The sequence below is a fragment of the Flavobacterium sp. GP15 genome (assembly GCF_014281985.1).
Taxonomy (GTDB): Bacteria; Bacteroidota; Bacteroidia; order Flavobacteriales; family Flavobacteriaceae; genus Flavobacterium; species Flavobacterium pygoscelis.
Genome location: NZ_JACFTC010000007.1, coordinates 161,336 through 183,201 on the forward strand (window position 1 = coordinate 161,336; position 21,866 = coordinate 183,201).

A 21,866-nucleotide genomic window follows, 5' to 3' on the forward strand; every position below is an offset into this window, starting at 1 on the left:
ATGTTTTTTTGGATCAACGCACCAATTGGCTATACGAAACCTACTTTTTTTTATAAAAAATACAAATTAAATACTTTTTAAGGTTTGGTGTAGTGTAAAGACCGTATCGTGTAAAATGAATTTAGGCACCGTTTCTCTATTATAAATTTGCTACAACAAAACCAAACATCATGAAAACAGTCCTTATCCTTTTTTTAGTATTCAACATTAATTTTTTGTTTGCACAAGAAACCAAACTTACAGGAACAATAGCAGCAAAAAACAATAAAGAGAAGTTAGCTTTTGCAACTGTTTCTGTTTTTAATGCTCAAAATAATAGTTTCCTAAAATTCGCTACCACAGATGAAAAAGGACATTATGAAATCCTACTTAATACTCCATCATTTTATATTCAAGTAGAGATATTGGGTTATAAGACATTTAAATCAGAAATTAACACTGCAAAAAAGGCGATTCAAAATCAAGATTTTTATTTAGAGGAAGATTCCGTAGCTCTTAATGAAGTCGTGATAATGCAAAATAAAAGTGCGATAAAACTCAGTAAGGATAAAATGATTGTTGATGTAGAAAAAGCAGGTTTGGGCATTGGAAATGACGGTCTTGAAACTTTAGCCAAGTTGCCAGGAGTTCGTTTAGACAAGGATGAAAATGTAGTTTTTAGAGGAAATGCTAATCTTCAAATTATGATAGACGGCAAACCTTCCTTATTAACTGGTGAAGAGCTTAAGCAATATCTAAAAACTATGGATGGAACCAATATCAAAACAGTTGAAATTATTGCCAATCCTTCCGCAAAATATGATGCTTCTGGAAGTGCCGGTATTTTTAATATTGTTTTAAAAAAATCTGCTGCAACGGGATTAACGGGAAATGTAAAAACATCCATTGGTTATGCCGAATTCATCAAAAACTACAACGGAATAAACCTTTACAACAATACCGACAAATGGAACCTTAAATTTGGTTTAAACTATAATTATTCGGAATCTGCAAATCACAGAACTATAGAACAAACTGTAGTAAATCCATTTCTTACCACAGTTTTAAAGCAAAAAAATGATTGGTTGCCTATTTCTAATAGTTATTCTGGAAACTTTGGAGCCGCGCACAAATTAAATACCAATGCTACTATTGGTGCCTCTGCAAATTACAGTGTTTATAAAAGTGATGAACTTACAAACGGACGTACCGAAGAATTTGACAATAGTATTTACAATCGCTATACGATCTTAAAAACACAAAACGAAATTCTTAATAATACCCTAACAAGTACTGTATTTTACAATTTTGCCACAGATAGTTTAGATACTAAATTGGATGCCCAAATAAATTATGCAAATTACCAAAATGAAAGCGACCGCATTACATCAAATTCATATTTTAGAGCTATTACCAACGATAATTACAAAAACAATGAGTTTGTAAAATACCAAAACCCTACAAACTTTAATATCTTAAGTGCAAAAGTAGACTTCGAGAAAAAGATAAATAAAGCCTTTAGTATAGAAACAGGAAGCAAATACAGTTATGTAAACAATGATTATACGATTGTTTTACAAGACCAAAATGCGCAAGGAGATTATGTTGTAAATACCAACAGAAGCAATCGACTGATTTATAAAGAATCTATTCTTTCTGGATATGGAATTGCAAATTTCACTACAAGGAAGTTAGAATTTCAAGCAGGATTACGAGCAGAATACATTAATTATAATGCTACTTCTGTAACCTCTAATACTAAGAATAAAGATCAGTATTTATCTCTTTTTCCTTCCTTTAGCATTAATGCCAATTTAGAAAGCAATCAATTCAAATTTTCCTACAGCCGCCGCATCCAAAGACCTCGTTATTTATATCTAAATCCTTATTACGAATATATAGACACGTATAATGTTTCTGTAGGAAATCCTAATTTAACTCCTCAGTTTACCGATGCGTTTGAATTAGTTTGGATTAATAAACAAAAAACATCTGTTTCGTTATTTGCGAATTTTTCTACAGACGAAATGTATCAAATTATAGATTACAATAAGGATACAAAAATTACAACATTGTATTATGACAACATTGGAAGTTCTAAAAGCATCGGACTTTCCTACAACACCAGTTGGACTTTAAAAAAATGGTGGGAAGCTCAAGTAAGTAGCGAAGTTTCTTTTGGACAAGCTAAATCTGATTTGGAAGGCTATAAATTTGACAATAGTGGTATATCGTACACCGCAGGAATAAATCAGTCTTTTACCCTTGCAAAAGATTGGAGTGCCACTTGGAATAGCTTTTACAGTAAAAATGGAGATTATGGAAACACCACTTTCAAACCCTCATATGATATGTCTTTTGGTATGCGAAAAGATTTTCTTAACAACAAATTACGTTTGAATCTTAGCGCTCAAAACGTATTGAAAAAAAGTCAATGGATACAAACTACCAAACAAGATAACGTAACAACCAACTGGGTAAATCGTTGGGAAACAAGAAAAGTAACTGTATCTCTTACCTACAGTTTTGGTTCAGCAAAAAAGAAAGAAGTAAAAGAGGCTGACCTTAATGACGAGCAAAATAGATTATAATTATTATTCTATTGTTGAGTTTAGAAAAAGATAATTATTAGAAAAAGCAAATTACATACAGATCGCACTACAATTTTCATCAGAATTGATTTAAAAAAATCTACGAATCAGCGGTAAAAAATAGAGTATCTTTGCACAAAATTTATCAATTATGTTTACAGCAACGGATTTTATTCCTTCAAACTATACGCATACTGTAGAAAGTGGTAACTTTCAGTGGAGCGCTCCTAGCAATATTGCTTTAGTGAAATATTGGGGCAAAAAAGACAATCAGATTCCTGCAAATCCATCTGTGAGTTTTACACTTAATAATTGCAAAACAGTTACTAAATTGGCTTTCGCCAAAAGAGATAATTCGCTTACGGAAAATGCAACAGCCAATACTTTTTCATTTGATTTACTTTTTGAAGGGAAACCAAAAGAAGATTTTAAACCAAAGATTCAGAAATTTCTGGAGCGAATCGAAATTTACTTGCCTTTTTTAAAAGAATATCATTTTACGATTGATACCGAAAATACTTTCCCACACAGTTCAGGAATCGCATCTTCGGCATCAGGAATGGCGGCTTTAGCGATGAACTTGATGCGTTTAGAGAAAGAATTAAATCCAGCAATGACGGAAGCTTATTTTTATCAAAAAGCATCAATGCTCGCACGTTTAGGTTCTGGAAGTGCTTGTCGTAGTATAAAAGGAGAAATCGTAGTTTGGGGAAATCACAACAATATTCCTGGAAGTTCTGATTTATTTGGAGTAGAATTTCCGCACGCTGTTCATGAGAATTTCAAAAATTTTCAAGACACCATTTTATTAGTTGATAAAGGCGAAAAACAGGTTTCTAGTACCGTTGGTCATGAGCTCATGCACAATCATCCTTTTGCCGAAAGGCGATTTGCACAAGCGCATGAAAATTTAGAGCAATTAATTGCTATTTTCGAAAATGGAGATTTAGATGCATTTATCAAAATTGTAGAAAGCGAAGCCTTGACTTTGCATGCGATGATGATGACTTCGATGCCGTATTTTATATTAATGAAACCTAATACTTTAGAAATCATTAATGCCATCTGGAAGTTTAGGAATGCTACTAAAATACCCGTTTGTTTCACTTTAGACGCTGGAGCAAATGTGCATGTTTTGTATCCAAATAAGGATAAAGAAATTGTATTGCAATTTATTCAAGACGAATTAGTTGGCTTTTGCCAAAATCGTCAGTACATTTGTGACGAAATTGGAAGTGGAGCGGTTGAGTATTAAGTTTTTTTCAATACCTTTATTTTCTAATAGTTAGATTATGGATATTCAGTCAGAAAAAATAGAATTGATACAGCTTTTGTTAGCGACTAATGACAAAGCGATAATTGATGCCATAAAAACGATTTTTGAAAAAGACAAGCAAGAAGCTTGGGAGAAATTATCGCCAGAGGAACAAGCGGTAATAAATAACGAAATACAAAAAGAAAATCAAGCTGATACTGCTGATTTTTAAAAATATATAAAATCAGATTAACAATCCCAAATTGCTAATTACCTACCTCATATGAAAGGACCTTTATTTTATTCTAAAATATTACTCTTTGGCGAATACGGAATCATCCGTGACTCAAAGGGATTGTCAATTCCTTATAACTTCTACAATGGCGCTTTGAAAAAAGAGGAAAACCCATCTGAGGAAGCGATAAAATCGAATGGACATCTGAAACGTTTTGTGGTGTATTTGCAAAACCTACAAAAGGAACAACCTAATTTAGTCAATTTTGACTTAATTACTTTAAATGAAGATGTCGAAACGGGAATGTATTTTGATTCTAGCATTCCGCAAGGATATGGTGTAGGAAGTAGTGGCGCTCTTGTTGCTGCTATTTATGACAAATATGCTCAAAATAAAATTACAGTTTTAGAGAATTTAACTCGCGAGAAACTGTTACAATTAAAAAATATATTTTCTCAAATGGAAAGTTTTTTCCACGGGAAAAGTTCCGGTTTAGATCCTTTAAATAGTTATTTAAGTATTCCTATATTAATTAATTCTAAAGATAATATTGAAGCAACAGGAATTCCAACTCAAAGTTTTGACGGAAAAGGTGCTGTTTTCTTGTTAGACTCAGGAATTGTGGGCGAAACCGCTCCAATGGTTAATATTTTTATGGAAAACTTAAAAGATAAAGGCTTCCGTGCTATGTTGAAAAATCAGTTTGTAAAACACACTGATGCTTGCGTAGAAAATTTCTTGGGTGGTGATATGAAATCTTTGTTCATGAACACCAAAAAATTATCGAAAGTAGTTTTGAATAATTTTAAACCTATGATTCCAGAGCAGTTTCACGGAATTTGGCAAAAAGGAATTGATAGCAATGACTACTATTTAAAATTATGTGGTTCTGGCGGAGGTGGTTATATTCTAGGTTTTACAGAAGATTTAGAAAAAGCAAGACTGTCATTGATCGATTATAAATTAGAAGTAGTTTACCAATTTTAAAATTATTTTTAATAGTACATCCACGAGGAGAAAATTAAAATAAATATCGAAATAATTGTTGTTTAATTACTAATAAAAAATACTTAGAGCCTTTGTGCCTTTGTGGCTAACCAGATGTTTCAATGAACAGAAAGCACAAACTTCTTATAATGAAAATTGCAAGTTTGTTCTCTGTAGTTAGAGGGTATAACATTCCAATAATTATTTTAGCGCAGTATTTATCTGCCGTATTTATACTCGCTCCCGAGAAAAGAGCTTTAGATATTTTGTTGGATTTCAATTTGTTTATACTGGTTTTCGCTTCCTCACTAACGATCGCTTCGGGTTACATTATTAATAATTTTTACGACAGCCAAAAGGATTTAATCAATCGTCCTAACAAATCAATGTTGGATCGATTGGTCAGTCAGAAAACAAAATTAAGCGTTTATTTTACTCTTAATTTTATTGTAGCCTTGATGGCTCTATTTGTTTCCTGGCGCGTATTTTTATTCTTCTCTGGCTATATATTTTTTATTTGGTTTTATTCTCATAAAATAAAAAAATACCCATTAATTGGAAATCTTACAGCTGCTTTGTTAGCGGTTTTACCTTTTTTTGCTATTTTGCTTTACTTCTACACACGCATTCCGTTTGAAGATATTGACAATTACAAAAGACAATTGGGAGTGATCTTTTCGCACGCAACTTTTCTTTTTATCCTGCTTCTTATTCGTGAAATGATTAAAGATTTAGAAAACTTAAAAGGAGATTTAGCGAATGGTTATAAAACCATACCTATTGTTTATGGTGAGATGATCTCCAAACAAATCATAACAACATTGACAGTTTTAATAATTATTCCTGTTTATGTTTTAATAGAAATATCCGATGTTGGCTTTATGGATATTTATTTTTATTCCTGCCTTATCATATTGATTTTCTTTTTGTTATACCTTTGGAAAGCAAACCGAAAAGGGCAATTTTTATTTCTACACAACGTGCTCAAATTTTTAATTGTGGCAGGTGTATTTTGTATTGTTTTGATAGATCCAACGGTATTATGGCATGGGAAAAGAATGCTGCTGACTATTTAAAAAAACTAAAAATAGATTTTAGATACTGCTAAATCTATTATTACAAGAATAGCTAATTAGGATACTCGCCTAGCCCCGATTGCAACGGCATCCTTTTATAATATTTGGCTTTTAGCCTTTTGAAGGCGGAAAGGAAAATATTATAAAAGATACAGTGAAAAGCGGGAAATAGCTCCAGAAAAAGAAACTCAAACAATTAAGTGACTTATTAGCTAGATAGTTACCTATTTATAGTCCTCAACTATTGATTATCAATTATATAAATACTACCTTTGCGCAAATTAAGGAATATTATGAATAATAAGCAAGGCAATAATAAAGGAAGTGGTCCAAGAGCAACTAGTTCAAGACCAAGTTCTAACAAGCCAAAACCTGCGATGCAAAAAAGGGCACAAGGGCCAAAAAAAGTTAAAACCGTTACTAAAGTTGCAGAAGTTGTTTCTGATAAAGTAGAGAAAAAGCCAAACCAAGCGGCAAAGAGACCAAAAGTAAAAGACGAAATTCGTTTGAACAAATATATAGCTAATTCTGGGGCTTGTTCGCGTCGTGATGCAGATATTTACATCACGTCTGGTACTGTAAAAGTAAACGGAATTCCGGTTACCGAAATGGGATATATGGTAAAACCTGGTGATGTTGTTAATTTTGACGGTGCTACATTGACACCAGAGAAGAAAGTTTATATCTTGTTGAACAAGCCAAAAAACTTTACAACTGCGATGGACGAAGGTCAAGAATATCGTAATGTATTAGAATTAGTAAAAGGTTCTACTACAGCAAAAATTGGTGCTATAGGAAGAATGGACAAAAATACAACCGGTTTGTTATTGTTTACTAACGATACCGATATGATTCGTAAGTTTACTTTACCTAGCCAGAAATCATCTAAAATATACCAAGTTTCCCTAGATAAAAACTTGAAATTTGAAGATTTAGAAAAGATAAATAAAGGCTTGACACTTGATGGACACCGCGTTTTTGTTGAAGATGTGAGTTATATTGATGGAGAAGCGAAAAGTGAAATTGGTTTACAACTGCGCTCTTCTAATGTAAAAGTAGTTCGTAGTATTTTTGAACATTTTGATTATGATGTTTTAAGAATCGACCGTGTGGCTTTTGCTGGATTAACGAAGAAAAATTTACCAAGAGGTAACTGGAGATTACTTACTGATCAAGAAATCATCAATTTGAAGAACGTTTAATACGTACTTTAATTTATACTAAACAAAAATCCCTTCCGTTCTATACGGTATGGGATTTTTTATTTAAACGCACCCCTCAATTATATGACACCTGAAAAATTACAGTCGATTGCTTTTAAATGGTTTGAGACTTTTAACAATAAAGAATTAGAAAAATTATTGTCTTTATACGATGAAGATGCAGTACATTTTAGTCCAAAACTAAAAATATTAAAACCCGAAACAAACGGATTTGTTACTGGAAAACAACAACTAAGAGAATGGTGGCAAGATGCTTTTGATCGATTACCAAGTTTAAATTACAAAGTAAAAACACTTACCGCAAACGGAGACCGAGTATTTATGGAGTACATAAGAACGGTTGATGATCAAGAAGATATGCTAGTGGCTGAAGTACTAGACATAAGAGACGATAAAATAACTTCATCTAGAGTTTATCACGGATAAGTATTGGTTTAGCACTAAAAACAAAAAACCCTACCTCATTTTTATTTTGATGTAGGGTTCTTTGTTATAAAATAGATTTTAGTTTATCCTTTTAACTTTTTTAAAGTTGTTTCTTTTTTATCTAATCCACGCTTTCTTAACAAAGGTTCTATACTTGGCTCAGCACCTCTAAAACGCTTGTATAAAACCATAGGATCTTCTGTGCCTCCTTTTTCTAAAACATTCTCGCGAAATGATTTTGCTTTCTCTGGATTAAACAAATTAGTTGTTTTAAACACTTCAAATGCATCTGTATCTAAAACTCCAGACCAGATATAACTGTAATAACCCGAAGAATATCCGCCAGCAAAAACATGATTAAAATACGTACTTCGGTATCTAGGGATAATAGCATCTATCAAACCAATTTTTTTCATTGCTGCTTTCTCAAACGCATTTGCATCAAGAATGATATCCTTTGTTTGTGAGTGGTATTCTAAATCTAATAGCGAAGCGGCTAAATACTCTGTTGTTGTAAAACCTTGATCAAAAGTCCCTGCATTTTTAAGTTTGTTGATTAAGCTTTCTGGTATTACTTCTCCCGTTTTATAATGCTTTGCATACATTTTTAAGACTTCTGTTTCAGCTGCCCAATTCTCCATAATTTGAGACGGCAATTCAACAAAATCTCTTGGAACGCTAGTTCCTGCAAGGCTTTTATAGGTCACATTAGAAAGTAGTCCGTGTAAAGCATGTCCAAATTCATGAAAAAAGGTAGTAACCTCATCAAAAGTCAATAAAGCAGGCGCTGTACCTGAAGGTTTAGTAAAATTACACACAATGGATACCACTGGCGCTAGTCTTTTTCCATTAACCGTTTCTTGCGTTCTATAAGAGGTCATCCAAGCACCACCACGTTTAGAATCACGAGGATGAAAATCCATATAAATAATTCCAATATGACTTCCATCAGCTTCTTTTACTTCCCAAACTGAAGCATCTTCGTGATATTTAGGAACATTATTGAGCTCTGTAAAAGTAACACCGTATAATTTTTGAGTTACTTGAAAAACACCGTTTCTTACATTTTCTAAACTAAAGTAAGGTTTTAACTCCTCCTCGTCTAAATCAAAACGTTGCTTTCTAATTTTCTCGGTATAATATCTCCAGTCATAAGGCTGAACAGCTCCTTTTATTCCGTCTTTAGCCATCATGTTTTTGATATCTATCGCTTCTTGTTTTGCGATTTCTAGAGCTGGCTTCCACAAATCATTCAATAGCTTATTTACATTTTCAGGTGTTTTTGCCATAGATTCTTCTAACACATAATCTGAGTGCGATTTAAAACCTAACAAACGCGCTCGCTGTCCGCGCAAGTTAGCCAGTTGCACAACATTTTCTTTGTTGTCAGTTTCATCATCGTGATTCGCTCTAGTTTGATAGGCATTCCAGATCTCTTGACGCAATTTTCTATTAGCACTATATTGTAAAAAGGGCATCACACTAGAATTAGAAAGTGTAAATACCCATTTACCTTCTTTCCCTTTGTTTTTGGCATCAGTTGCAGCGGCGTCAATTAAGCCTTGAGGCAAGCCTTTTAAATCTTTTTTGTCTGTAATTACTAATTCATATTTATTAGTTTCTGCTAATAAATTTTGGCCATATTTCAGACTTAATAAAGAAAGATCGCCATTAATTTTCCTTAATACACCTTTATCTGAATCTGAGAGATTCGCACCACTTCGGATGAAATTTTTATAGGAGTTATCAAGAATTTTGGCCTGCTCTAAATTTAAGCCTAGCGTTTCTTTTTTGTCCCAAAGCGCTTTCACTCTGGCAAATAATTTCTCATTCAAATAAATATTATCTCTATGAGCAGATAAATTTGGTGCAACTTCCTTAGCAATATTTTGTATTTCTTTATTGGTGTTCGCCGAATTTAAATTTGAAAAAACTGCATTTACATTGGATAATAATTTGCCCGCATTTTCCATAGCAAGGATTGTATTATCAAAACTTGGTGCAGCAGTTGAATTTGCAATTGCTTTAATTTCTGTATCATGCTCTTTAATTCCTTCTAAAATTGCAGGTTTAAAATGTTCATTTTTGATCAAATCAAACGGGGGAACATTAAAAGGAGTGTTATACGGTTGAAAAAAAGGATTTTTTCCTTTCTCTTCTTTTTTTTCTTGGGCTTCGACAGTTAACATATTTCCGATAACTAGTAGAATAAAAAGTGATTTTTTTCTCATTTTGGTAAATTAATTAAGTTCGTAAACATAAATGAAATGGATTTGAAATGGAAGTAACGCAGATGGATTAACTAAATTTTAAGAAAAACAAAAGCTATTTTTTTAAGTCTGCCACCTATTCTTACATTTATACTTAAAAAAAAGAATAAATTAGCTAATTCTATCAACATACATAAATCATGAAAAAAACAACCACGATTTTTATTGCCTTCATCACCTCATTTCTACTTGTAAATTGTAAGTCGGAAGAAAAAAAGCAAGATTTTGCTACGCTAACTAAGAATTATTTTGACGATAAAAGTGCACTAGACCCTTTATCTGCCACTCAGAATGGTCAAAACGAATACAACGACAAACTGCAATTTGAGATGACTGATGGATATCGAAAACTGCAAACCGCTTTTTTTAATAAATACCAGAACGCACTACAACAAATAGCCATCGATGACTTAAACGAGGAAGAAAAGAATAGCTACCAAATCATTAAGTGGGAAGTTGAAATAGGTAAAGAATTATTGAAACAACCTACTAATCTGTTGCCGGTTCATCAATTTTGGGGAACACATTTAACCATGGGACAATTTGCAGGAGGAACTAGCGCACAACCCTTTAAAACTGAAAAAGACTATACCAATTTCTTAAAGAGAATGGATCAGTATGCGGTTTGGATAGACTCTGCTATGGTTTATATGAAAAAAGGAATCAGCAAAGGAGTAGTTTTGCCACGAGCATTAACTCAGAAATTGATTCCACAATTTTCAGAAATGGCGACTCCAGCAATAGAAGACAATTTATTCTACTCTTCGATTAAATTAATGCCCGCTTCATTTCCGGATAGCATGAAAGAGGATCTGACAGCAAAATATACGCAAACTATCAATAATAAGTTAATTCCTCAGTACAAAAAAATGGCTGATTTCCTAAGGAAAGAATATCTCCCTGCATCGCGAGCAACGAGCGGAATAGGAAGTTTGCCTTTTGGAAAAGATTTATATAAAATCTATGTCAAACAATGGACAACTACTGAAATGAGTCCAGAAGAAATTCATGAATTGGGTTTAAAAGAAGTGGCTCGATTGAATGCAGAAATGGAAAAAGTAAAAAACCAAGTTGGTTTTAAAGGTACTTTACTTGCGTTTTTTGAAGAGGTTAGAAATAAAAAAGAACTCAAACCATTCACAGAACCAGAACAGGTAATTGCTAATTTTCAAAGTATTTATGATCGAATCAAACCAAATGTAGATAAATTATTTTCGCTACAGCCAAAAACAAAATTCGAAATCAGAAGAACAGAAGCCTTTAGAGAAAAAACAGCTAGTGCTGAATACAATCAAGGAACAGCTGACGGCTCGCGTCCTGGTATTTTTTATGTACCCATTCCTGATGTAAAGAATTATAATATTTATGGCGACGAAGATTTATTTTTGCACGAAGCTATTCCTGGACATCACTTTCAAATCTCTTTGCAACAAGAAAATGAAAGCCTACCAGACTTTAGAAAATTCAACTGGTTTGGTGCTTATGGAGAAGGCTGGGCATTATACACCGAAAGTTTAGGTAAAGAACTTGGACTCTATCAAGATCCTTATCAATATTTCGGAATGTTGAGTAATGAAATGCACCGAGCGATTCGTTTAGTAGTTGATACTGGTTTACATTCTAAAGGATGGACAAGAGAACAAGCAATTAAATACTCTCTTGCAAACGAAGCGGAGAGTGAAGCGAGTATCATTCCAGAAATTGAGCGCTATATGGCTATTCCTGGACAAGCTTTGTCATATAAAATAGGTCAATTAAAAATCATCGAATTGCGTAAAAAAGCGGAAGCTAAAATGGGCAAAAACTTTGACATTAAGAAGTTTCATGAAAAAGTGTTAGAATCTGGAGTAATGCCATTGGCTTTATTAGAAAATAAAATAAACGCGTGGATTGAGGGTAAATAGAATTATAAAATAATAGACATAAAAAAAGCTTTCGCTACAGTGAAAGCTTTTTTTATTTAGACAATTGGAGTTATAAAAAGAGATTAATACCAAACTTTCACTTATTCCCACAAAAAAAGTCCAAACTTTCGTTTGGACTTTTTGTGCGGATAATAGGACTCGAACCTACACGCCAAGGTATTCAATTAGATGTTTTTTGATATCTTCTGAAAACCAGACCAAACAAGAAAAAAACCCAATAATATCAACTATTAAGGATGCTATCTGAGAAAAGATACTAATAGAACGAAGTGGAATAAAATGTAATTAAATAGCACAAATGTCGGGCAAATGTCGGGCAATTTTGAAAAAGATACAATTAAATTAAATATCTTTGAATTTGGTTTAAACATATAAGTACAATTATGGCATCTATTAAATTTAGATTACGAAGTAAAGCAAACAAAAACGTATCAATAAAAGTAAGAGTTATTTTAGGTCGAGGGAAACAAGATTTAGAATTAAATACTGGGTTCTCAATTAACCCGAAAGACTGGAGCGAAACGACAAGTCGTCCAAAGCAAAACAATACTGAAAACAAAGTAATCTTTAATAACCTTAAAAAATTGGAATCATTCCTTTTTGAGGGGATTAATACAGATATGGGAGAGAGTGTTATAATTGATAGTTTTTGGCTTGATGCCAAAATTAACGAATGTTTTAATCGTGTAATAAAAAGCGAGACAGGTTTGTTGGTCAGCCATATTCAGTATATAATTGATAATGCAAATACTCGCAAAGTAAAAATCAATGGAGGTTTTAAAATAGGACTAAGTACCAGTACAATAAAAAACTATACACTATTCAGAAACATAATTTTAGAATACCAAAGCAAAATAAAAAAGCAAATTCAGTTTGTTGAGGTTACAAAGCCTATTGTTGAAAAGTTCACGAATTGGCTAATTAATGAAAAAAACTATTCTACAAACTATGCAGGCAAACAATTAGAGATTTTGAAGACGGTTTGTATTGATGCAGAGAAACACGAAATACCAGTAGCACCATACTCGAAAATAATTCAACACTTTCGAGAAAGTGAAACCGATAGATATATACAAACTTTATCTTTTGTTGAACTGGATCAAATCAAAAATGTGGATTTGTCAGATGCAGAACAGCTCAAAGAATTTAAGGTCTCAAACCCTAAGCTTACAAAAGGTATTTCTATCACGCCAGAAGCTTTAAACAACGCTCGAAACTGGATCTTGATAGGTTGCGAGATCGGTCAACGTGGTGGAGACTTATTAAAGATCACTAACGAGAATATTAGATATAAAGGAACAACCATTTACATTGACATAATCCAACAGAAAACAAATAAAAGCGTAACAATAGGTATTGTTGCTCCCCATGTTGTAGACATAATCGAAAATCATTTTCCAACAGAAGTGCCACATCAAAAATTCAATGCTTATGTAAAAGTCGTTTGCAAATTAGCGGGGATTATTACTATAGTTAAAGGTACAAAATTGAATATTGAGACTAATAGAAAAGAGTTAGGTGACTATCCAAAATATGAATTAATAGCAAGTCATTGCTTTAGACGTTCCTTTGCAACAAACTATTACAAAAAGGTTCCTACAGCAATATTAATCGGAATAACTGGACATTCAAAAGAAAGTTTGTTTTTAACCTACATAAACCAAAGGGAAGACAAAGATAGTAATGCCGATTTATTTATGAAGTTCTACAGTGATTTACATAAAGACAAACAACCTCAACTAAAATTAATAAAAGACGGCACAGATAGTTGAACTGTTGTTATTTTTTTTCAACATAACATTGATAAATACATGGGAATTATTTTTCTTGTTTTCTTGACATAATTCAATTACAATGTAACGTTGAACACAAATATAAATAAAGCTAGAAGTAATCTTAAAACTTCTTAGTTATGGCACAAATTCAGTTTCTGGCAACTAGCCCAGAAAAATTAAAACAAGAAATCACTGCGGATGTAAAGGTGATTCTAGATGAGTTCCTAAAACATTTTAAACCTGTACAACCAGCAGAATACCTCACTCGAAAGCAAGTAAGTGATCTATTTAATGTGGATATTTCTACCGTTCACAATTGGTGTAAGAACGGAAAACTCAAGCCACTCGGTTTAGGGTCACGTGTTTATTTTTTACGTTCAGATATTGAGGCTTCTTTAGTTCCATTAAACCATTAACTTCTATTATTAAGTATTGTCTAGATTACACCTTTAGTCTAGGCAATAAAAAAATATTTTAGAAAATATCCATGTCGTTTTTTACTGTTTGTGTTCATGCGTTCAACCTAAGATTGACGAATTAAAAGTATATATGTTATAGTTTTCAAAAATATATGCATGAAAAAAACACAATTTGTAGAAACTTCACTGCAAGATTTTAAGAACAAAATTATAACGCAAGTAAGAGTAGTTTTAGACATTTTCTTTAAAAATATCAACCTAGCTAAACCCTTAGAATACCTTAGTAGGAAACTGCTTGTAGAACTTTTCGGAGTTAATACTTAAAATATACTAACTGGACTTGTTCAGAAAGACTAAAATCTTTTGGATTAGTTTCAAGAGTTTATTATTTAAGGAAAGATGTTGAGGTAGCTTTAATTTATTTAATGATTAGCGTAGTGAATTCGGTTTCTCACCCTACTTAAAACTTACATATCATAAAACGTTAAAATTTGGAAAGTAATTTCCTGATATATCTTTAATTGCCTGTTCGTCAATAGAAAAAAAATCTAAAATAAAAATCATTTAATTTAATATATAAGAATGTAGAAGGATTAGTATTTCTACATAATATTTTGTTTTAAAAAGGTGTGGTAACCAAGACCAAGGCTGTGCAAAAATGTACGGCTTTTGGTGGTGAAGAGAATTACCACTTTCTTCTTAAAACAAAATATTATGGCTATTCCCACTACTAAAGATTTCACTCCTATTAAAATCATTAATCCACTACACAAAAAAGTTTCAGTTTTTGAAAACTCATGGGGAACAAAGCCCGAAGATGTTACAGTAGAAGATATTCTTAGATTAATCAAATCAGACATAGAAGTTGTGAGCCTTTATGGTTACAATGAGGCTCACAATGAATTAAAGTACTACGCAACATTTAACAAGGGTATAGATTCTCTAATTCAAATCAATTCGGAGCGTAGGCGTTACGTAACATTATGTGAGCAAAAAATTAAAAATCAATTTGCTAAAGATTATGGTGATATTTTTGGTATCGAGGAGACAGAAATTGACGAAACACAATTAAATATCATTCCTGCATTTGATAAAGAATCTTATTCTGGATCAATGGGCGCTAATGGGAAGAAGAAAGGTGGTGTGAAAAAATCACTATATGGGTTTTGTATAAGTGCTAATTTTTCGTATAGAAATAGTCAATCTATCATTGGAGTATCAGGTTTTGTTATCTTAGATTTTGATGATATTGATGTTAGATATGTCGCTGAATTCAAAGAATATGTGACGCTAAACCAATATACTTATGCATGCTGGTATTCTCCATCATTTGAAGGTGTTAAGGCTTTAGTCAGAATTCCTGAATACACACACGAATTGACAGAAAAAACTTTAACAACCCACAAAAACTATTTCAATTCAATCCAGAAATATTGGAATTCACAATTTGGCAATCTTAAACATTGTTTAATTGCGGATAGTAAAACATTAAAAAACCGTGTTTTATTAGATCCATCGGGGAATGATATCACACGTGTTTGTTTCTTCAATTATGACCCTACTTTATACTTAAATGATGAAGCTAAAATATGGACTAAACAGGAAGATGTTAAGGAGTACAAACGAGAATCCACTTTTACGTCGAACGTCACAGATGATATTAACCCCTCTTCTCTATGTTGTTACGAATATGAAAAAGGTAATTCCTATATGAGATCCTTTCCTTTAGCAAATACAATTAGTTACCATTTTGGAAACAAAGGATATGATTTGTATAGACACATTCTTAGAAAATTTCCTAGCGAAGGTTTAGACTCTTATTGGACTAGTGCTATCAAAAATAATCATCTACCTAGTGAAACTGTTGAAAAATTCTTAAAACAATGCGGGATATTGAAACAAGAAAAGAAAGTTGAAATTATTACCAACAACAAAACACAACGTGCAACAAACCAAAACGACTCTAGCGTATTAAAACTTTTAAACAAAAAAATTTCTGATTTCAATAATTTAAATAAAGGAATTCAATTAAATGAGGATGAATATTTGGGACATTATATTACTGAATTAAAAGTTATTGCAAAGAAAAAACAAATACATCTTTGGCAAGTTCCCGCAGGTAAGGGTAAGACTGAGATGATTAAGCAACTAGCAAAAACACATAGGGTTTTGGTTGCTGTTCCAACGATAGCAATTATTAGAAATAAATTCGAAAACGATATTACATATAAAGATGATTTTAAATTCTGTTATGGCAAAGCGGGAATTAAGACGGAACTAGATTCTAAAAAACTAAACGGAAATGGGCATAGTATTGTTTCAACTTTTGATCAACTTTCTTATATTCATAACATCAAATCGATTGCTTCCAACTTTGATTACATTTTTATTGACGAATCTCACGAATTAACCTTATCAAATTATAGATTGAAATGTACTGGTAAATTAATGAGCAATTTATTAAACTACGGAGAGTATTTACAAAACCCAGCCTATAAACTGCAACACGAAATTATACCTCATGCAAGTTTGATATTAATGACGGGTACTCCATGCGGGGAACAACAACTCCTTGGTGAAGAGACTGTAAAATTAACTAGATTTTTACCAAAAAAGAATAAACCAATCAACCTTGTTTTGTGTCGTGATATGAAACACACCTTTAATACATTCATTAAAAAATTACAAGAAATATTATTCGATGAAAATTCATTGGTGTTTATTCCATGTAATTTAGGCGAACCTTACATAAATACATTGATGGAGTTCATAGGTTGTTGCGATTACATGATTTATTCTAAAAATCAATCTGAAACAGCGAATGTAAAATTTATTGATGAAAAAAGTTTAATTCCTGAGAACATAAAGGTAATTTTCGGGACAAAAAGTGCAGGTTGTGGTTTAGATTTTAATAACACAGATAAAAAAGTTAGTGTTTTGTTTTCCGAAAATGAAATTTCTGCTTACATCGAACAATATATTTCAAGATTCAGGAAAGTTGATGTTGACACCTATTTGTTTGTTCAAACCATTGATGCAAGAGGAAACGAAATGGATTTCGATGGGGATATTAATAAGCCTTATGAATATGAATTTGATGAAACCGATTATAAAAATAAGAAAAAAGCATTCTTTAATTCCAAAAACATCGAAAATTTCGGTAAAAGCGGAGAGGAAATGGAGGCTTGGAACGATGATTTTGTATTTGATTATGGAGTTCTGAAACAAAATAAATTAGAAAACCAACGCTATACATATTCAAAAATGTATTATAAATTAAAAAAATATGAAATAGGTTTAAAAAAACATGAAAAAAATCTTTGTAATCTGTGTGGGGGGTTGCTGCGTTTAAACTATCAACCAAAATTAATCGAAGGTAATTTATTGACTGATGACGAAAAAGTTGAGAAAGATTTTAAGAAAAAATTCTGTAAAGTCATTTTAGGAAAGAATTTAAGGTTAAAAGAGTATTTTGAAAACCTATTACCATTTGCAGGGATATCGTTTAAGGGTTGGAAATATGAAATAGGTGAGGAACTAAAAATTGAACAGGAATCAAAAACTGTTACTTGTCCAAATTTTGATCATATTAAATTCGTTAAAAGATATTTATTTAAATTTTTTGACCTGAAATCCTGTGAAGAGTTCATAAGAAACGAAATGATATGTTGCGACGAAAAATCAGGAAATGAAATACTAAAATCGGAACCCGTTTTAGAAAATAAAATTAAGTTCTATCAATTTTGCAAGGATAGTAAAGATATTGTTGTTTCTTTCATTAAGTCTGTTCATGATTTTTGGTTTGATCAATCATATAGTGAGGATAAAATATTGAAATGGAAGAGAGAGATGACATCACTTTATTTGGTGAATGATTTCTTTGAGTTAGATGAAAAAACACAAAAAAGTGAAATGGAAAGATTTAATAAAATTCTTGACATTTTTGGCACTATTAAAACAAAGGAAAACAGAAGTGTTTTTATTCCAATATCAGATTACGAGCAAATAAAAAGTGATGTTAATAGCGCTGTTTGTTCGTTGTTTAAATTGGAAACAAGTGAAAATGGTGTGTTTCATAAATTGGAAGAGTTTAAGGTAGTTAAAAAGAAAAGAATTAGTTTTGATTATGTGGGAGAGGAAATAATCAATGAAATTGAAACCAAAATGAAAAAACAGGAAGGTTTACTCATCAGTGAACTAAAGAAAATGACAGGGTTAGATAATGGAAAGGAAATCTCTGCTTTCATGAAACAATTTAAGTGGGTTAATAAAAAAAGAGTGCGTATCAATGGAAGACAAGAAACGATGTATTTTAAAGTGGAGTTGTAAACTTTAAAACCACTGCCGACACATTACGAACCAATCTATAAGAGCAGTTTTGGCTTAGTATTAATCTTAAAAATAATTTATAGTTTAATTAAGTTGGATTAAACTTGAAAACATAAATGACTTATTAATGTGTATAATAGTTTCGTGTTTTTTGGTTATCTATTTTAACAAAAATAAGTGTTAACATGTATGTAAAAAAATATTCATTTATGTTGTTTGACAAGGGGTTATCGTAAAATAGAGGTAATGTGAAATTGCTGTGCACGATAGATTCAAGTTTGGCCCCCTATAAACTAATTTTTCTTAGAGTATTATATGGGTACAACTTGAATCTATCGTGCACAGCATGTTCAAAACCAACATTAACCAATATGAATACACCTGCTATCACCAAAACGCAATAGATCTCTCAAAAAAATAATCAAATTTTAACCAGAACAAAAACACTTAAATAAGAACCCGAAATAATAATGTGGAAAATCAATATAATCGATTCATTATTCGAATTTTTAAGTAGTGTATATTTTAAGGGTTACGTATTTATGTGGAGAGTGATATAATTCTCAATTTCATAAAAAATATTTTTTTTAAAAAAAAAATTAAGCAATTGATGATTGTCGTTTTTTGAAATAATGAGTTGGTTTGATTCTATAACCTTTTGAAAGATCAGCTCATGATTTAAAACCTCATCCTTGACAGAAATGATCAATAGGTAGTTGTGTAAAGAATCAATTTCTCGAATGTACATTGCTATTTAAGAAGGCACAATTTCCTTGTTTATTACTTGACTAAGGTTTAACAAAGGGTTTAACAATATCGTTTTAGGGTAACTATTAGATTTTTCTAATAGTTTATTAATTTGACAAATGAGGTTTGCTCCAATTGATGAACCAATTAAAACATTTTCTGTATTGGATTTTTTAATAATATTTAACCATTCATTGATTTTAAAGTATAAATTGTCATAAATAGACCACTCCGAACAGATTGCATTCGGACTCACTTTCCTTTTTTTCATCAATAGCATGAATAGCATTACTTACAATTTCAAATAGAGGAAGTAGTGGTTTTGTTTTAGGAAGATGTAGTTTATTAACCCTGTTCATTAAATTTGTAGAACATTGAGTTTGTAGCATACAATTTATTTGTTTCAAATTTATGATTTAAATTTTAGTGTTTAATTTAAAAAATAATAATTGACTACTTTAGCAGATAAAATTTTATTTCCATGATTGAAAAAATAACTTTCCAAGGCTACAAAGGGTTTAAAAACATGAATGAGCTTCATATTAAACCTATGACTGTCCTTATTGGGAAAAATAGCTCTGGTAAAAGTGCTATTGCAAAATTGCCAACAATTATCGAAGAGTCACTTTCAACTACAAGTAAAAACCCAATACTTCATACCATAAAAGGAATTGAGCTAGGTGCTGAATTCAGAGATTTATTATATGCGAGAAATATTCAAGGAGAACTTCAATTTAAAATTGAAAACTCAGAGAATGAGTCCATAACCATTCAAATAAATAATGATCCTATAAATAATTCTCCAATAATTACGAAATGGCAATACTCAACAAGTGATGGTAATGTTACAGAAATCGATTCTTCTAAAATTAAAGATACAGTTTTTGAAGGTATATTACCAACAAGTATGGCGGATTTAAAGACTAAATTTAAATTTGAAACGAACTATTTAGGTCCATTTCGATTAAATCCTCCAAGGAATTTTTATCTACATGGTACAACAGAGTTTAAAAGAATAGGTAATAAGGGTGAAAATGCATATCAAATATTAGCAAATAGTTTTAACAACGATGATGATTTAGTTAAGGAAGTAGGAGAATGGTATTTTACTAATTTTGATGGGTGGAGATTGAAGGTTGTCAAGAATGAGCCCTATTATGAAGTTAAAATTGTAAAAGACAATTTTGGAAGTGAAAGTGAAGTAAATATTGTTGACGTTGGACAGGGAATGAGTCAAGCTTTACCAATAATTGTTAAAGCTTATATGAAATCCAATCCATCACTCGTAATTATAGAACAACCTGAGTTACATCTTCATCCAGCGGCTCATGGAAATTTAGCCGAACTACTTGTTACATCGATTAAGGAGACAAAAAATAGATTCTTAATTGAGACACATTCTGAAAATTTCATTTTAAGATTGAGGAGAATGGTTGCTGAAAAAAGATTAGATTTAAATAATTTAGTAATATATTCTGTAGAATATGATTTGAATGATAAATGTAGTTTTTTAAAAAGAATTAATGTAGATGAGAATGGTGAAATAGATTATTGGCCAAAAGATATATTTAAAGAAAGTTTCGAAGAAGTAAAAGCTTTGAGAAAAGCTCAAACTGAAAACAAATGATTGTAAATATAAACTCTGATGTGTTTGGAACAGAGAGCAATTTCCAAAAATTAAATCATATGTTCGCTTTTTTTGAAGATGAAAAACATATTTTATTTCTAAATGAAGATATTTCTGAAACGAAATGGGCTAATAGTACAAGCAAAACTACCAGAGAATTCTGTGAGGTCGAATTTAAAAATAGTATTTATTCTTCTGCAAGAAAAATCAATCTGAAAATTGACACCGAAAATGATTTAGCAAAAGACATTTACTCTGTCTATGATGCTTATATTTTATTGCAAAATAATTCCATAATATTTGTTGAAAATGCGACAAGTGACGGATTATTTCTTTCATGTATATTTAATAACTTTACAGAATGCGATGATATCAAAAAAGGCTTAAAGAAGAGATGGATTACATTGCACGGAGTTGGAGGAAAAAATGAATTTATTAAAGAAATTAATAATGAACTTCGTAAATTTAGGCACGAAACATTACCTAGTGAAAAATATTTACGTGCAATTGTAATAATTGATAGTGATAAAAAGTATCCTAGTGAAATTTTGAGTGACACTCACGCTTCAATTATTGATTATTGTGACGAAAAAAATATAAAACATCATGTACTTGAAAAAAGAGAAATAGAGAACTACTTGCCAGTTGGAGTTTTCGCTAGTTTTCCTCATAATCATCAAATTGTAAATAGTTATTTAAATTTAACCAATGTTCAGCAATCATTTTATGATTTTGAAAAGGGATTTGATGGAAATAAACTAAGTACATTAGATATAAATATTCAAAATCTTTATACAGACCTATCTGTAGTAGATGAACAGCAGCTTCGTGTAGGATTTAATAAATCATTTAAAAATGGGTTTTCTTCCAAAAAAGTCCTCCCACAATTATTTAAACACCCTAGTATTTCTCGAGAAAATCTCTTAGAAAATTGTGAAATGCAAGATGACCCCGAAGAGATAATTGAAATTATTAAAAAGTTAGAACATTTACTTTAGCAAA

At 31.4% G+C, this 21,866-nt stretch carries 16 protein-coding genes; 14 read left to right on the forward strand and 2 right to left on the reverse strand.

Annotated elements, in window-relative coordinates:
• Window positions 1-170 precede the first annotated feature (170 nt).
• The 7 genes from H2650_RS13845 to H2650_RS13875 all read left to right on the forward strand — a co-directional run bounded on the left by H2650_RS13845 (window position 171) and on the right by H2650_RS13875 (window position 7,772).
• Window positions 171-2,570 (forward strand): outer membrane beta-barrel family protein, encoded by a 2,400-nt coding sequence (locus tag H2650_RS13845; protein ID WP_188051412.1) that lies wholly within the window; start codon window positions 171-173, stop codon window positions 2,568-2,570.
• 151 nt (window positions 2,571-2,721) lie between these two features.
• Complete coding sequence (locus H2650_RS13850; RefSeq protein WP_188051413.1) at window positions 2,722-3,825, forward strand: diphosphomevalonate/mevalonate 3,5-bisphosphate decarboxylase family protein; 1,104 nt, start codon at window positions 2,722-2,724, stop codon at window positions 3,823-3,825.
• A 37-nt stretch (window positions 3,826-3,862) separates the two neighbouring features.
• Window positions 3,863-4,057: a hypothetical protein gene (locus H2650_RS13855; protein ID WP_188051414.1), complete on the forward strand. Its 195-nt coding sequence runs from the start codon at window positions 3,863-3,865 to the stop codon at window positions 4,055-4,057.
• Between the two features lie 51 nt (window positions 4,058-4,108).
• A complete protein-coding gene (locus H2650_RS13860) occupies window positions 4,109-5,047 on the forward strand; it encodes a mevalonate kinase (RefSeq protein WP_188051415.1) in 939 nt (312 codons plus the stop codon).
• A gap of 149 nt (window positions 5,048-5,196) precedes the next feature.
• Window positions 5,197-6,123 (forward strand): geranylgeranylglycerol-phosphate geranylgeranyltransferase, encoded by a 927-nt coding sequence (locus H2650_RS13865; RefSeq protein WP_236023968.1) that lies wholly within the window; start codon window positions 5,197-5,199, stop codon window positions 6,121-6,123.
• A gap of 293 nt (window positions 6,124-6,416) precedes the next feature.
• The gene (locus H2650_RS13870; protein WP_188051417.1) at window positions 6,417-7,325 is read left to right on the forward strand and encodes a pseudouridine synthase; all 909 of its coding nucleotides are present in this window, start codon (window positions 6,417-6,419) and stop codon (window positions 7,323-7,325) included.
• A gap of 84 nt (window positions 7,326-7,409) precedes the next feature.
• Complete coding sequence (locus tag H2650_RS13875) at window positions 7,410-7,772, forward strand: nuclear transport factor 2 family protein (protein WP_188051418.1); 363 nt, start codon at window positions 7,410-7,412, stop codon at window positions 7,770-7,772.
• 83 nt (window positions 7,773-7,855) lie between these two features.
• On the opposite strand, the gene H2650_RS13880 is transcribed toward H2650_RS13875, so the two are convergent.
• Window positions 7,856-10,003 carry a M3 family metallopeptidase gene (locus H2650_RS13880; protein ID WP_188051419.1) on the reverse strand — a complete coding sequence of 716 codons (2,148 nt, stop codon included), beginning with the start codon at window positions 10,001-10,003 and terminating at the stop codon, window positions 7,856-7,858.
• Window positions 10,004-10,182: 179 nt separating this feature from the next.
• On the opposite strand from H2650_RS13880, the gene H2650_RS13885 reads away from it, so the two are divergent.
• The 5 genes from H2650_RS13885 (at window position 10,183) to H2650_RS13905 (ending at window position 18,490) form a co-directional block, all read left to right on the forward strand.
• Window positions 10,183-11,946 carry a DUF885 family protein gene (locus tag H2650_RS13885; protein ID WP_188051420.1) on the forward strand — a complete coding sequence of 588 codons (1,764 nt, stop codon included), beginning with the start codon at window positions 10,183-10,185 and terminating at the stop codon, window positions 11,944-11,946.
• Window positions 11,947-12,350: 404 nt separating this feature from the next.
• Entirely contained in the window at window positions 12,351-13,739 is a 1,389-nt protein-coding gene (locus tag H2650_RS13890; RefSeq protein WP_188051421.1) for a phage integrase SAM-like domain-containing protein, read from the forward strand.
• A gap of 140 nt (window positions 13,740-13,879) precedes the next feature.
• Window positions 13,880-14,158, forward strand: coding sequence for a helix-turn-helix domain-containing protein (locus H2650_RS13895; protein ID WP_188051422.1), 279 nt, complete (start codon window positions 13,880-13,882; stop codon window positions 14,156-14,158).
• 159 nt (window positions 14,159-14,317) lie between these two features.
• Complete coding sequence (locus H2650_RS13900; protein ID WP_188051423.1) at window positions 14,318-14,485, forward strand: hypothetical protein; 168 nt, start codon at window positions 14,318-14,320, stop codon at window positions 14,483-14,485.
• Between the two features lie 390 nt (window positions 14,486-14,875).
• Window positions 14,876-18,490: a BT4734/BF3469 family protein gene (locus H2650_RS13905; RefSeq protein WP_188051424.1), complete on the forward strand. Its 3,615-nt coding sequence runs from the start codon at window positions 14,876-14,878 to the stop codon at window positions 18,488-18,490.
• Window positions 18,491-19,244: 754 nt separating this feature from the next.
• Here the strand turns inward: H2650_RS13905 and H2650_RS13910 are convergent.
• The gene (locus tag H2650_RS13910; protein ID WP_188051425.1) at window positions 19,245-19,526 is read right to left on the reverse strand and encodes a hypothetical protein; all 282 of its coding nucleotides are present in this window, start codon (window positions 19,524-19,526) and stop codon (window positions 19,245-19,247) included.
• Between the two features lie 192 nt (window positions 19,527-19,718).
• On the opposite strand from H2650_RS13910, the gene H2650_RS13915 reads away from it, so the two are divergent.
• Together H2650_RS13915 and H2650_RS13920 are read left to right on the forward strand one after the other, a co-directional pair.
• Window positions 19,719-20,864 carry an AAA family ATPase gene (locus tag H2650_RS13915; RefSeq protein WP_188051426.1) on the forward strand — a complete coding sequence of 382 codons (1,146 nt, stop codon included), beginning with the start codon at window positions 19,719-19,721 and terminating at the stop codon, window positions 20,862-20,864.
• Window positions 20,861-21,862, forward strand: a complete 1,002-nt coding sequence (locus tag H2650_RS13920; protein WP_188051427.1) for a hypothetical protein — start codon at window positions 20,861-20,863, stop codon at window positions 21,860-21,862. The genes H2650_RS13915 and H2650_RS13920 overlap by 4 nt, the downstream gene beginning before the upstream one ends.
• Window positions 21,863-21,866: the final 4 nt, after the last annotated feature.